The organism is Maridesulfovibrio bastinii DSM 16055 (assembly GCF_000429985.1).
Taxonomy (GTDB): domain Bacteria; phylum Desulfobacterota; class Desulfovibrionia; order Desulfovibrionales; family Desulfovibrionaceae; genus Maridesulfovibrio; species Maridesulfovibrio bastinii.
The window spans coordinates 18076-32053 of sequence record NZ_AUCX01000017.1 but is presented as its reverse complement, the minus strand read 5'-3'; the positions used below and the strand labels follow the sequence as shown (position 1 = coordinate 32053).

Annotated in this window: 10 protein-coding genes and 1 tRNA gene; 8 read left to right on the top strand and 3 right to left on the bottom strand. The window is 43.1% G+C overall.

Translation table 11 applies throughout. The features are described 5' to 3' along the window. Positions 1-52: 52 nt before the first annotated feature. The gene (locus G496_RS20555) at positions 53-1672 is read right to left on the bottom strand and encodes a glycosyltransferase (protein WP_051294951.1); all 1620 of its coding nucleotides are present in this window, start codon (positions 1670-1672) and stop codon (positions 53-55) included. Positions 1673-2172: 500 nt separating this feature from the next. Here G496_RS20555 and G496_RS0109360 point away from each other — a divergent pair, with 500 nt between their 5' ends. Then, positions 2173-3099 (top strand): glycosyltransferase family 2 protein, encoded by a 927-nt coding sequence (locus G496_RS0109360; RefSeq protein ID WP_027179057.1) that lies wholly within the window; start codon positions 2173-2175, stop codon positions 3097-3099. A gap of 213 nt (positions 3100-3312) precedes the next feature. Here the strand turns inward: G496_RS0109360 and G496_RS0109355 are convergent. Continuing rightward, positions 3313-3389: transfer RNA gene (locus G496_RS0109355), tRNA-Pro, on the bottom strand. Positions 3390-3750: 361 nt separating this feature from the next. Between G496_RS0109355 and G496_RS0109350 the strand changes: the two genes are divergently transcribed. The 7 genes from G496_RS0109350 to G496_RS0109320 all read left to right on the top strand — a co-directional run bounded on the left by G496_RS0109350 (position 3751) and on the right by G496_RS0109320 (position 12655). After that, complete coding sequence (locus G496_RS0109350; protein ID WP_027179056.1) at positions 3751-4818, top strand: protein-glutamate methylesterase/protein-glutamine glutaminase; 1068 nt, start codon at positions 3751-3753, stop codon at positions 4816-4818. Between the two features lie 65 nt (positions 4819-4883). Further along, positions 4884-6812: a HEAT repeat domain-containing protein gene (locus G496_RS0109345; protein ID WP_027179055.1), complete on the top strand. Its 1929-nt coding sequence runs from the start codon at positions 4884-4886 to the stop codon at positions 6810-6812. Next, the gene (locus G496_RS0109340) at positions 6813-7691 is read left to right on the top strand and encodes a CheR family methyltransferase (RefSeq protein WP_027179054.1); all 879 of its coding nucleotides are present in this window, start codon (positions 6813-6815) and stop codon (positions 7689-7691) included. A 56-nt stretch (positions 7692-7747) separates the two neighbouring features. After that, complete coding sequence (locus G496_RS0109335; RefSeq protein WP_027179053.1) at positions 7748-8527, top strand: ParA family protein; 780 nt, start codon at positions 7748-7750, stop codon at positions 8525-8527. Further along, complete coding sequence (locus G496_RS0109330) at positions 8514-9209, top strand: chemotaxis protein CheW (protein WP_027179052.1); 696 nt, start codon at positions 8514-8516, stop codon at positions 9207-9209. The genes G496_RS0109335 and G496_RS0109330 overlap by 14 nt, the downstream gene beginning before the upstream one ends. Continuing rightward, positions 9202-9570, top strand: a complete 369-nt coding sequence (locus G496_RS0109325) for a response regulator (RefSeq protein WP_027179051.1) — start codon at positions 9202-9204, stop codon at positions 9568-9570. The genes G496_RS0109330 and G496_RS0109325 overlap by 8 nt, the downstream gene beginning before the upstream one ends. 94 nt (positions 9571-9664) lie before the next feature. Beyond that, positions 9665-12655: a chemotaxis protein CheA gene (locus G496_RS0109320; RefSeq protein ID WP_027179050.1), complete on the top strand. Its 2991-nt coding sequence runs from the start codon at positions 9665-9667 to the stop codon at positions 12653-12655. Positions 12656-12848: 193 nt separating this feature from the next. On the opposite strand, the gene G496_RS0109315 is transcribed toward G496_RS0109320, so the two are convergent. Then, positions 12849-13964: an NAD(P)H-dependent flavin oxidoreductase gene (locus tag G496_RS0109315; protein WP_027179049.1), complete on the bottom strand. Its 1116-nt coding sequence runs from the start codon at positions 13962-13964 to the stop codon at positions 12849-12851. Positions 13965-13978 lie beyond the last annotated feature (14 nt).

Here is a 13978-nt window from a genome sequence, read left to right as displayed (position 1 = left end):
AATTCGGGAACTGAAGTCCAGTTCCCGGATTTTTTTATTAATTATAAATTGATCAGCTCAGCTTGCTATTGCGATTATCCTGCCAGCTTTTTATTTTTTCAAATGAGTCAAGAAAACGGTAATAAAATTTTACGTCATTACCTAAAGAGTTGCCGTTAAATCCGTGCATTTTGGCATTCATAAAGCCAGTTGAACGGTGGTGGGTGCAGGAGAGCTGTCCAAGATACCTCACCTTATAGCCGTGCAGACGCAGATCAAGATGAAAAGCAACATCATCAAGCTGGCTTGGCGAAAAACCGATATCAAATCCCGGCACTTTTTCGAAACACTCAGTCCTGATTAAATGGCAGCAGCCCATCACGGTATCAACATCACGTCTGACATCATATAACCCTGAATCCGTAGTATGCAGCGGCGTACTGAGACTAAGCCTGATTATACCCGGTTTAGCTATGGATGTGTTCCGGTAAAGATACTGGTAGCTAGAGTCTTGCGGATTCAGAACCTTGCAGCCTACAGCTCCTATCTTCGGATCTTCTTCTATTGCAGTAACAAGGCTTTCCAGCCAGTCCGCCGGTAATTCCACATCATCGTCAAGAAAAGCCATGTATTCAGTGTTTCTGGATGTCAGAACACGGTTCACAAGGTAATTTCTTGCAGCAGGAGCTCCAATATTAACCGGCATTACGATTAATTCTATGGAAACCTCAGGATATTCAGACTTTATTTTCTCAACTACATTCTGACTGTTATCACTGCACCCGTTGAGCAGAATAATTATATCGGATTTTCCAAGAGAAGATTTGCAGACGCTGTGCAGGGTCATTTCAAGGAAACTGTCTTTGTTGAATGAGTATATGCAGACAGGAATGGACCTGTCGCCAAGAGCGTCTTTTTTTATGGTAAAGGGATTTTCAAGTTCAGCTTTGAGCAGTTTTATCGGAGTCTGTGACGGGTCTATTGCAAGAGATTTTGCAAATAGCTCGGCTGCTTTTTGCTTATTACCTGTCTTTAGATAACTTGCGCCCATAAGGTTGCAACTTATGTCGCGGTCCATGTCTGCTCCATCAGCTATCTGTTCCCAGTAATATAGTGCCTCTTCAAACTTTGCATACTTGGCATGTTTCAATGCCAGCAGGTGTTGCCAGTCCTTTTTGAAAAGATCGGGAACCTCAAAATTATTCAGCCATGATTCAAGCGGGAGACCACTTGAGATGTCCATTTCCAGCAGCATATCAGCTAAAGGTAGACTGGCTGGAGAAGACTGCAATTCAGCCAGAATAACATCGTGGGCTTTCTGAATTTTACCGCGTTGTTGCAGATGTGTGATTCTTGACTGAAAATCAGAGGAAATATTGTGCGGGGCGAGTAACTTGTTTTTTACAGAGTTCTCCGCTGTGTTGTAGAGCTGGGCCGTGACATTTTGAAGAATGGGATTAAATGGTGACAGCTGTATGAATTTATTCATCATATGAATAAAGCATTTAATCGCATTCTGGTGCTTAGTGAGATCTGCTTCTGCCAGAAATCTGCTAAAATAGCTTGTGCAGAGATACTCATCAGTCATGAAACAATCCTGATGAGTCCAATAATGCTGGCAGAGTTCATCAAGATTTAATGACTGTAATTCGCTGGGCATTCCCGGAGGCACATATTTAAATTCCATATTCATGTTTAGCTCTCACTCTTGCTTGCGTATTAATTTGTAAGTTAATTTCGGGTTAAAATTTATTTGTTTTAGGCAAAAAACTCATCTGCAGCGCTTTAAGTCAGGAATAATAAAAATAAAACTCAAACAGAACTTTCAAAATATTCTTAAAAATTGGAATGCTACAAAAAATAAATACTCACGGCAAATAGATATTGTCGCTGTAGCAGCGCTTTAAGCCTCTTCCTTCATTTTTAATATAGATCATCCGCATTGCGAATCTTTATTAGATGCCTTGTTGAGGCAGTGTTTCATGGCCTTGCTGGAATAATATCGGCAGTCTCATTCTGTTGATTTTTCATTAATAATAATTCAAGAATTAACTTCCTTTGCTTCTTCAAAATTCAAAGACACAATGTAAGCAGCAAGCGATTATGGTTTTACCTTAATTTTTTGCCACACCAGATATAAAAATCTATAACAACCTAAATATTATGAATAGTTCAGCACCACTCGTTAGCATAATGATTCCTACATATAATCAGCCTGAATTTCTGCCTGAGGCGGTAAATTCGGCCTTGGCGCAGACATATCAGAATCTTGAAATAATTATAGCCGATGATCATTCAAGTGATGAAGCCTGTCTGGACGTTATGGCTTCCTATAAGAACGATTCAAGAGTTCGTGTCTGCCGTAATGAACATAATCTTGGGCGGGTGGCGAATTATCAGAAAACGCTTTACGATCGGGCTCGTGGAGATTTGGTCTTAAATCTTGATGGCGATGATTATTTTGTTGATCCCACATTTATTGAACAGGCAGTTGCACTTTTTCAGGAACATCCCGAATTGGTGATGGTTTCCGGGGTGTTCGATGATCTGTCTCCGGAAGGAGTCCTCAAGTCTAGTGAATCAAATAATTGTGACAAGTGTATATACACGCCAGCCGAAGCCTTTGAAGCTCTGCTTACCGGACGCTATTTCCCGTTTCACGGCTCCACACTCTATAGGCGTGATATGGCGGTTAAGATAGGCTTCTACCAGCATGATATTATTTCAGCTGATCTGGAATCATTACTGCGGTTGATGCTGACCGGGAATGTCGCCTCAATTCCCTGTGAGGCGATGGTTCGCAGGCGGCATGGTGGAAATGTCAGCAGTGCTATTAGTGTTGCTGATTTTATTGATGATACAATCACATTTTCAGCACCATTGCGCTATGGGACAGCGGTTGATCCGAAGGTCGACCGGGAATTCCTAAAGTCTTGGGTCGCACGCTACGCCTATCACAAAGGTAAAGATAACGCCTATAAAATATTAAAGCACAACAAGTCTAATTCAGGATATTTTTCATATGTTTATGAGCTGCTCCGCTGCCACCCCAAAAGTGGCCTCCGTATAGCCTTGCAACCTAAAAATATTCTCAAAGTACTCCGAAACCTGCTGCCGTAAAAAGCTGTGGGGTGTTAAATTTCGGGTAAGCTGCCACCTAAAATTATATGCAATACTATTGAGGATGAATGGCTCCAATACTGGTGGCTTGTGCATGGGATGGGGGAAAAGGATTTTAAGGAGTGAGAAAAAGGCTTGTGCTTAAATTCTTAAAAATTTGTGCTTAAATGCAAAAAAGGGGTTACAGCTTTTGCCGTAACCCCTTGAAATTTCTGGTCGGGATGACTGGATTTGAACCAGCGATCTCTGCGTCCCGAACGCAGCGCTCTACCAAACTGAGCCACATCCCGTAGCGAGGAACTGTATCTATCTAAACCTGCCGCTCTTGGCAAGGAAAAAATAGCTTAAAAAAATAATTTCTTATTTTTTCGAATGTCTTCTCAATGGTGGTTGCACTGTTATTACCAATCGCCTATGGTAAAAATGGAGCAGGGTGGTTTTTTTTGCTAATTTCATGTTAACTATAATAAGTCTGCTAATCGGGTTATATTTTTGCCCGGTCTGTTGGACAAATTTATGTAAATGTGAGATATTTTTCCCGGATACGGGGGTTATCGCTAAATTCCCATTGTCGGTTCGTGCATATTTTCAAGTTCTTTTAGTATACCCTGAATGTTAGCGCGATTTGTTAGTGAAAAGGAGATTTGTTTAGTGATTACGGTTGTTGTTGTCGATGATTCCGCTTTCATGCGCAAGGCTATCAGTACGATGCTGGAAAAAGATTCCGGTATCAAAGTAGTTGCCACCGCTCGTGATGGCGAAGAAGGGCTTGAAAAAATAAGAAAATTCAATCCGGATGTCGTAACACTTGATATTGAAATGCCACGTATGGACGGGCTGACAGCTTTAAGGCATATAATGATGGAAATGCCACGTCCTGTTCTGATGGTAAGCTCATTGACAACTGAAGGTGCTGAGGCAACTTTGAAAGCAATGGATCTTGGTGCTGTAGATTTTATTCCAAAGCAGCTATCCAAGGTTTCTCTAGATATCGTTAAAATTGAATTTGATCTTATAACAAAGGTTAAAACTGTGGCCCGGCGCAAAATGCGTCCCGTGCCTAAATTACGGTCTTCCCTTGCAGCCCACAGAAATGTGGAAAGCCGTTCTGCTGCGAAAGCTGTGAAGCCCAGAGTCGGCAGGCCGAAAAGAGACGTTGTTGTAATTGGCGTCTCAACTGGTGGGCCGCCGGCTGTGCAGAAAATTCTTTCAGCTTTCCCGGCTGATTTCCCGGCAGGTATTGTTATTGCTCAGCACATGCCGAAAGCTTTTACCGGTCCGTTTGCCAAAAGATTGGACGGAGTGAGCAAAATTAGTGTTAAAGAAGCTGAGACAGGTGATAGACTTTCACCCGGACATGCGTTTGTGGCTCCGGGGGGATCTCATCTTATATTAAATCAGAAGATGAGCAGGGTTGATCTCTGCGTCACACCTGATCCTGCCGATGCCTTATACAAACCTTCGGCCAATGTTTTAGTTACTTCCGTTGCCGAGGCAATGGGCAGAAGGGCTCTGGGAGTAATTTTAACCGGTATGGGCAATGATGGAAGAGACGGTATAAAAGTTCTTAAATCAAAAGGCGGCAGGGCTATTGCCCAGAGTGACTCAACTTGTGTAGTTTATGGTATGCCTAAGGCCATAGTTGATGACGGCCTTGCCGATGAAATTGTTGATATTGATGATATGGCAGATGCCATTATGAACAATTTGTATCTGTAAAATGCATTTAACGTGAGTAGGATTGATTACTTTCGTAAGGCTTTTAAACAAACGGGGAATGGGCAATGACGGACTGCGCCAAGATTCTTAAAGACCTTAACAGCGATGATAACGAAATAGTTCGTGAGGCCGCGTTTCAGGCTGGTGAGCACAATTGTGTTGAAGCAGTACCTCTTCTCGCCGAATTATTGAAAACCAACCATTTAGGATTGCAGGAAGCAGCAGATCATGCTTTGAGGCATATAGGGGGAAAGGAAACTGTTCAGGCAGTTGTTCCTCTTCTGAGATCTGATGACGCTCCGGTCCGAAATCTTTCAATGGACCTTCTGCGTGAGGTCGGGGCTCAGGATTTTCCTTCACTGGTTGCCCTTGTCCATGATGAAGATACAGATGTAAGAATTTTTGCTGTTGATATACTTGGTTCTACCGACAGCTTCATGGCTGTTGAGCCGTTATGCGATGCTCTTCTTAAAGACCCTGAAGTCAATGTCAGATATCAGGCTGCGGTGAGCCTTGGTGAATTAGCCAACCCTGATGCCGCTAAGTGTTTGAATCTGGCAATGAAAGATGATGAATGGGTTCAGTATGCTGTTATCGAAGCTCTGGCTAAAATCAAACATGCCAGCTCGGTAGAAGCTCTGGTTAAAGCCCTTGATCACAGTTCCGATCTTGTTGCTTCAATGATCATTGATGCTCTAAGTGAAGTTGGAAACATCAAGGCTGTAACCATGCTGCTCAGGCATCTGGATAAGTCGGCAACAGCTTTAAGAAATAAAATAGTAAAAGCCATAGTTAATATTCTGGGCGGCAAATCTCTCAAGCTGCTTTCCAGCTCCGAAAAGGAAAAACTTCGCCAATACATGCTCATCGCTTTGAAAGATGAAGATGAGGAAGTTCAGGACGCAGCCATTCTGGGGCTTGGATTCGTTGGTGGCGAGAAAGCCAGTGCGCAGGTTCTACAGCTTAGTGAAAAGCTTGATCCTGACCGTGACCGGGAAAGGCTCGCTGCCATTGTTGATAATCTTGCTAATATAGGTCTCAATCAATCCTTAATCGATGCTTTGAACTCTGATTCAGTGAAAGTGGCCACTGTTGCCGTTGAAGTTCTTTCAAAGATTGAAGGACCTGAAACAGCAGAAGCTTTAATGAAGGCTTTCCCTGATAAGGACCGTAACCTTAAGAGGGATATCCTTGCGGCTCTTGTTCAAGTTGCAGGAGCAGAGGCTAAAGACTTTTTTGTCAATGTGCTTGAAACAGAGCAGGATGGGGCAATGCTTAAAGCTACATTGCTCTTTCTTGGTGATGAGCTTGGGCTTGAAGAAGAAGGTGAGAAAATTTTCTCCTTGCTCAGGCATCCGTATGACGACGTCAAGGAAGCAGCTCTTGAAGCTTGTGTTTCAATAGGCGGCGAGGAAATGATTTCCAGATTTGTGGAAATGTTTTCCAGCGATGATCCTATTGATAGGCTTATGGCTGTTTATGCTCTGGGTAAGCTTGATTCCGAAGGAAATCTTGAAATCATTAAACTCGCTCTTGAAGATGAAATTCCTGATATCCGTAAGATTGCGCTGGAATCACTTAATTTATGTACCATCGATAACGAAGACCTCGATTTAATCGTCTCCCGCCTTAATGATGAGAATCGTGATGTAAGGCTGACAGTTATTGAGCTGATGGGGCATTGCTATAATGAAAAAGTTGCTGGTTATATAATTCAGGCCCTTGATGATGCTGACGACTGGGTTCAGATTCGTGCAGCAGAAGCTTTGGGAGAGAAAAAAGAAAAAGCAGCTTTGGCAAAGCTGATTACTTTGCTTGATGCTCCGAACAAACTTGTAGTTCTTAAAGTTATTGACGCTCTAGGCAATATCGGAGGAACTTTGGCTTTTCAGGCGCTGCTGGCAGTTTCTAACTCCAGTGAAGATTCGGAAGTGGTTCAGGCTGCGGAGGAATCAATTCTTAAAATACAAGAAGAGCAAGGAGATGGAGAATAAATGTCTTCTCTGTTTTCCAAAACTATTTCGCTGCGAAAAGAGCTGAAGATTTCAGAGCTGGAGTTCACCCAGCTCAGGGATTTCATTTATGATCAGGCTGGCATTTTTATAGCTGCCAACCGGAAGTACCTTCTGGAAAATAGGCTTGCCAATCGTCTGAAAGAATTGAACCTGAAAGACTTCGGCGAATATTATTATTATTTGCAGTATGACTCTGGAAAGAAAGCTGAACTGAATAAGCTTTTTGAAGTTATCACAACAAATGAAACAAGTTTTTACAGAAATCCACCGCAGTTGAAGGTCTTTGAGACTAAAGTATTGCCTGCTGTGTTCGATGAGTTGCGTAAGAAGCGTAGCAAAAGACTCAGAATATGGTCTGCAGGATGTTCAACCGGGGAGGAACCCTACACTCTGGCTATGATTATCAGTGAAGTTCTGGGAAGCAAATTAAGTTCCTGGAATATTAAAATTACTGCTAACGATCTGTCTGAGAGAGTTTTGAAATCCGCCAGAAAGGGCGAATATTCTGAATACGCATTGCGCACTACTCCGAAAGAGATAGTAAGTAAGTATTTTGATGCTGATGGCAAAGTTTTCAAAATAAAGCCGGAACTGAAAAGGATGGTTGCCTTCGGGCAGATCAATCTGAGCGACAGAGTCCAGGTCAAGCGCGTAGAGAGATCTGAAATTGTGTTCTGTAGAAATGTTATAATTTATTTTGATGATGCAATGAAGAAAAAGGTAATTAACGCCTTTTACGATAATCTTGTTCCGGGCGGACATCTTATTATCGGTCATTCAGAGTCATTGCATAATATAACAAGAGCTTTTAAGCCGGTTCATCATCCGGGAGCCATCATCTACCAGAAACTTGAATAGCTATACTGCTATTTGAGGGGCTGTTTTTAAATAATTTTGTAACAGAGGAAGCGGCATTGGGCGCAAAAGTCCTGGCCATAGCCAACCAAAAGGGAGGGGTAGGAAAGACCACTACTGCATTGACACTGGGTGAAGCTCTTACCCGCTTGTCAAAAAAAGTGCTGGTTATAGATCTTGATCCACATGCAAACGCATCGGTTCAGCTATCCTTTTTCCCTGAGAGCGTTCATCATACCGCTCACGATCTGTTCTTTGAAGATGTTGATTACAGTGAAATATGGAACCAGATCATAAACAGAAGTACATCTGTTCATTTTGATTTTGTTCCGGCCTGTATCAGGCTTTCAGAGCTTGAGATAGATCTGAAAGATAGAAAGAATAAAGGGATGATTCTCTCAAATGCAATTGAAGAGATCTCCAGTTATTATGATTTTGTCCTTTTGGATTGCCCTCCTCATGTTGGAGTGCTGCTTGTTAACGCGATTGTCGCATCAACTTTTGTTTTGATACCGATTCAGACTGATTTTCTGGCTCTTTACGGTATCAGACTGCTGTTTGACACGATCAAGACGTTGAATAAGGTTTTGCCTGCCCCGGTTCGTTTCATGGCTTTGCCAACTATGTATGATGGACGAGCAGGAGCATGCAGAAAAATTTTGAATCTTATTCGCCGTAAGCTCGGTGAAAAAGTATTCAGTACGGTTATTCATATAGACACAAAGTTCAGGGAGGCATGTGCCAGTGGAAAGGTTATCCTTGATATTGATTCACGAACCCGTGGTTCCCTTGAATATATGCAGTTGGCAAGAGAGATAATTCGAAATGAAGACTCCTGAAGAATATTTCATAGAAAACGTAAAGCTGCCCGATGAGAAATCGGAACAGGATTTTACGTCTGCCGAAACTGCCTTCATGGATAAATACCTCGGGGTTGACGGGCAGCAGCTGGTTGAAAATATCGATCCGGTTGATCCCCGCTCGGCTGAAGTCCCTGGATTTTTATCCGGCCTTGTAAATGGCGCTGATGATAACCATGGCAGTGATGAAGGGTATGAAGAAAGGTTGATGACTGAAGAGGAAGTTCAGCTCGTCAGCTTTGTGGTTGGGGATCAGGAATATGCTCTGCCTATTATGTCTATTCAGGAAGTTGTTAAAAAAATACCAGTGACTCTTTTACCCTCTGCACCGCTTTTTATGCAGGGGATAATCAATCTCCGCGGAAGAGTGACTCCTGTTTTAGATTTACGCCATCTTTTGAACGAAGAGAAAGGTGAAAAAGATAAATTTGTTGTTGTCTGCAAACACAAAGGCCTCCAGTTGGGACTAGCCATTCATGGTGTCAGGACAATGTACCGGGCAGACAGTAAAGATATCGTTTGGGGGGTCGAATCCGAAGTTGGTGTACGTTCGGAGTTTCTTCTCGGTCTTTACAAATATGGAGAGAAACTGGTCAATATCCTTTCCGTTGATCGTCTGGTTGAACAAATTTTAACGAATGAAGGAGCGGGAAATGCCTAAACATATTCTGATAGTGGACGATTCAAAGACTGTAAGGAATCTTGTCGCCTTCATTATGAAAAAAGAAGGTTTCAAGGTTACTACAGCCGAAGACGGCCTCGATGGACTTGAGAAGCTTTACAGTTCCGAAGGCGTTGACCTGATTATTTCGGATGTTAATATGCCTAGAATGGACGGTTTCACATATATCAAAACCGTGCGCGAACAGGATGCTTACAAGGATATTCCTATAATTGTTCTTTCAACTGAAGGGCAGGAGAGGGATATTCAGACCGGTCTGAGCCTTGGTGCAAATTTATATATGGTAAAGCCTGCCCAGCCGGAAAAAATGGTTAAAAATATTAAAATGCTGTTAGGCTAGACTGCTGTGCATGTTCACAACAGCTGAATAACAGGCGCTTTTGACTCAACTTCTTTGAGGTACGGATGAACACTACTAAAACAGGGGTGTCTCAATGAGCCAGGATTTCATGGATCCTGAAATTTTTGCAGATTTTGTCATTGAAGCAAAAGAGCATCTGGAAACGATTGAGCCCAACCTGCTTGAGCTTGAAAAAGCTCCTGAAAATCTTGGTCTGCTGAATGAAATATTCAGGCCTATGCACTCACTCAAGGGTGCTTCAGGATTTTTGGGTCTTAATATCATTAATGGACTTGCCCACAAGGCAGAAAATGTTCTTGATGAGCTTAGGAAAGGCGAGATTGCGGTTAATTCAGAGATAATGGATGTTATTCTTGCTGCTACCGATGCTTTGCGGCAGTTGATAGATAATCTGGATGAACTTGGCAACGAAGGGGAAGTAGAGACTGGCCCTATAATAGATAGAATTGAGGCTATTATGGCCGGTGAATCTGTTGCAGCACAGCCTGCTCCTCAGAGTGAAGAAGTTCAGGAAGTTGAGTCGGAGCCTGAATTTGAAGCCGAACCGGAAGAGTCCGGAGAAGTTTCAGAACCGGAGCAATCCGGTGAAGATATAGAACCGGAAGATCCGGAGGTGGACATGGTTCAAGGAAACAATTCATCTGGTGATGACAGCCGGAAGAATTACTACCAGTTCGTTGCAGTGGTCGATCAGAATGCGGAAGCATATAATCTCACTACTGTAGGAGAGGGGCATCTGGCTGACTTCTTGGAAGAAGCTCATGAAATAATTGAGAATCTTACTAATGGATTGATTGAGCTGGAGAAATCACCCGATTCCAACGATGATCTGGTTAACGACCTTTTTAGATATTTCCATAACCTGAAGGGTAATAGTGGCATTATCGGCTTCAGAGAGCTTAATTCTCTTACTCACGAAGCTGAAACACTGCTCAACAGGGTTCGCAAGGGTGAAGTAAACTGTGACTATATGATGATCGACCTTCTTCTCGCTGTAGTAGATGGTATAGAATCTTTGATAGCACATGTTTCACCTTCAAACGGCGAAGTTCAGCCGCTGGATATTACCCAGCTGGTAGAACCTTTACAAAGGGCAGTTGAGTCCGGAGTGGTTGCCCCACCGGAAGAAGAATTAGTTGAAGTAGAAGAAGTTGCTGAAGCTGCCGAAGATGAAATTCAGTTAGAAGAGCCCGCAGATGATGGACTTGACCCGGAAGATGTAGCCGTATTTGAGCAGACAGTTAATCAGCAGATTGAAAATATTCATATAGCTTTAAAAACTCTGGCCGAAGATCCTGACCAGAAAGATTATATTGACGGACTATTCAGAAGTCTGGTTTCGGTTCAGAACTCTGCCGGATATATGGGGTTTGAAGATCTCAAAGTTTATGCAGAAAGGACCGCCGGGTTGGTTGATCAGGCCAGATCTTCTGATATGAGCTTTGAGCTTATGGTTGATCTCTTGAAGCAGGAATGCAGTATCATTGAAGATATGGTTGTTGCTGCTATAAGTGAGCTGAAAGACCAGTCCGGAGAAACAGAAGGTGAGCCTGAGCCGGAACCAAAGCCCGAGCCTAAGCCGGAACCTAAGCCTGAGCCTAAGCCGGAACCAAAGCCTGAGCCTAAGCCGGAACCAAAGCCTGAGCCTAAGCCGGAACCAAAGCCCGAGCCTAAGCCGGAACCAAAGCCCGAGCCTAAGCCGGAGCCCAAACCAGCACCTAAACCTGCTCCCAAGCCTGCGCCTAAGACAGCACCAAAGCCTGCTCCTAAGGCAGCTGCACCGAAGGCCGGAGCAAAACCGGCAGCTAAAGCCGGGGCAGGAAGCTCCGCTCCCCAACAGTCTAAGGCTCCAGCAAAGCCTAAGGCTATGTCCACTATCAGAGTTGATCATCAAAAACTTGATCATCTTATGAATCTTATCGGTGAGCTTATCATAAGCAGGGGACGTTATAATATGCTCGCCAGAGGACTGGAAGACGGCAATATTGATGTTCCTCTTGTTGCACAGCAGTTGACTGAAACAACATACGCTTTATCCAGAATTTCAGACGATCTTCAGGATACAATTATGAAAGTGCGTATGGTTCCTGTTCAGACTGTTTTTTCCCGGTTCCCGAGACTGGTCAGAGACTTAAGTCGTAAAAGCGGTAAAAAAGTTGAGCTTATAACCGAAGGTGAAGAGACTGAACTTGATAAGAGTGTTGTGGAAGAGATCGGCGATCCTTTGGTTCACCTTATTCGTAACTCTGTTGACCACGGTCTTGAACCTGAAGAAGAAAGGCTTGCTCTCGGAAAGACTTCACAGGGACATGTGTGGCTTAGAGCTTACCACAAGGGTAATTCCGTAGCTATTGAAGTTGAGGATGACGGAAGAGGTATCGACCCTGAAAAAATGCGCAATATTGCCATTAAGAAAGGGCTTATCTCTGCTGATGAAGCACGTAACCTTGATGACCGTGAAGCTATAGAACTTATTTTTGCACCGGGATTTTCATCTGCTGAAAAGGTAACAGATATCTCAGGAAGAGGTGTTGGAATGGACGTTGTCCGTAACAACATCAAGGAACTTAAGGGGCAGGTTCACATCTCCTCAGAGGTTGGCAAAGGCTCCAAGTTCACCCTGACACTACCTTTGACACTGGCAATTATTGATGCCCTCATGGTTCAGGTAAATGGCGATAATTACGCTATTCCACTTGATGCCGTTTCTGAAACAACTAAGATTGAGGCTGAAAGATTGACGGAAGTCAATGGACGCAAAGCAGTAACGCTTCGCGGTGAAGTTCTCGGAATAGTTGAATTGGCTGAAATTCTGGCCGAACCGATCCAGAATACGGAAAGAGAAATTCTTCCGGTAGTTATTATTCATGATAATGACCGCAGACTGGGGCTGGTTGTTGATAAACTTCTTGAGCGTCAGGAAATAGTTATTAAGCCTCTTGGAAATTACCTTAATAATTATGATTTAAGGGGTATATCAGGAGCAACTATCATGGGTGACGGAAGTGTCGTCCTTATTCTTGATCCCCATGAAGTTTACAGCATGTCTACAGTTAACCGTTAATATTTATATTCATAGAATTATCAAACAGAGCTATGCGTCAGCATGGCTCTGTTTTTTTGCTCGACTGATTATGAGCAATATGAATTTTAGCTAATAAAAAGAGGCGGAATACTCTTTAGTATTAAAGAATATCCCGCCTCTACTATTTGTATCTGATTAAAAAATGCTAATTTTAACTACTTTAAATAATTAACTATGATTTAACTTCTTCAGGATGTAACGGATTTGGTAAACCTGAACATGCCTGTAGGAATTCATTTTTCAATTCAGCAAAAAGTTCTTTCACTGAAACAATTTTCTCAATTCTCCAAGCATTGGCTCCTGCAAAAGCAAATCCGGCTTTCAGTTTTCCGCGTTGTGCGTTTATGAGGGCTGAAGCTATGCAGTAAGGACTCTTTTCAACTTTACATGATTTTATGCAATGAAAAGGGCATTTAAATGGAGATTTTTCACCATCACTGACCTGTTGTAGAAAATCATTTTTGACGGCTCTACCGGGTAATCCTACCGGGCTTTGGATGACGGTGATATCATCTTTCTTCGCGTCAATATAAGCCTGTTTGAATTTATCATCGGCATCGCACTCATGGGTGGCCACGAAGCGGGTTCCCATCTGAACACCGGCAGCTCCCATCCTGATGAATTTGCAAATGTCTTCACCGGAGTAGACTCCACCAGCTGCAATAACAGGAATTGATTTTCCGCTTTCTTCTTCGAAAGGTTTAACAGCGTCGAGAACTTCCGGAACAATCTGTTCAAGAGTGTAATTCGGATCATCAAGTTGCTCAGGCTTGAAACCGAGGTGACCTCCTGCCAAGGGACCTTCTACTACGAAGGCATCCGGAAGGTAATCGAATTTAGATAACCATTTTTTGCATATTATACGTGCTGCACGGCCTGATGAAATGATGGGAACCAGTTTGGTCTTGGTTCCTTCTGTCAGGTATTGAGGCAGATCGAGAGGGAGTCCTGCGCCCGAGAATATTACGTCAGCTCCTTCTTTTATTGAGGTGCTGACCATATCTGCAAAGTTGGAGAGCGCAACCATTATGTTTACGCCTAAAACTCCCTTTGTTTTTTCTTTTGCTTTGCGAATTTCACTAGCAAGGGCGTCAATATGGTTTTTGGCGTGATCCTTACCGGAGGCGGGATTAGTCAAGCCGATCATTGCTGCGGCTATAACTCCTATTCCACCTTCTTCGGCTACTGCCGACGCTAATCCGGACAAGGAGACACCTACTCCCATACCGCCCTGAACTATAGGCATTCTGGCAACCAGATCGCCCATTTTAAGCTGGGGAAGCTTCATTTGATATGATCTCC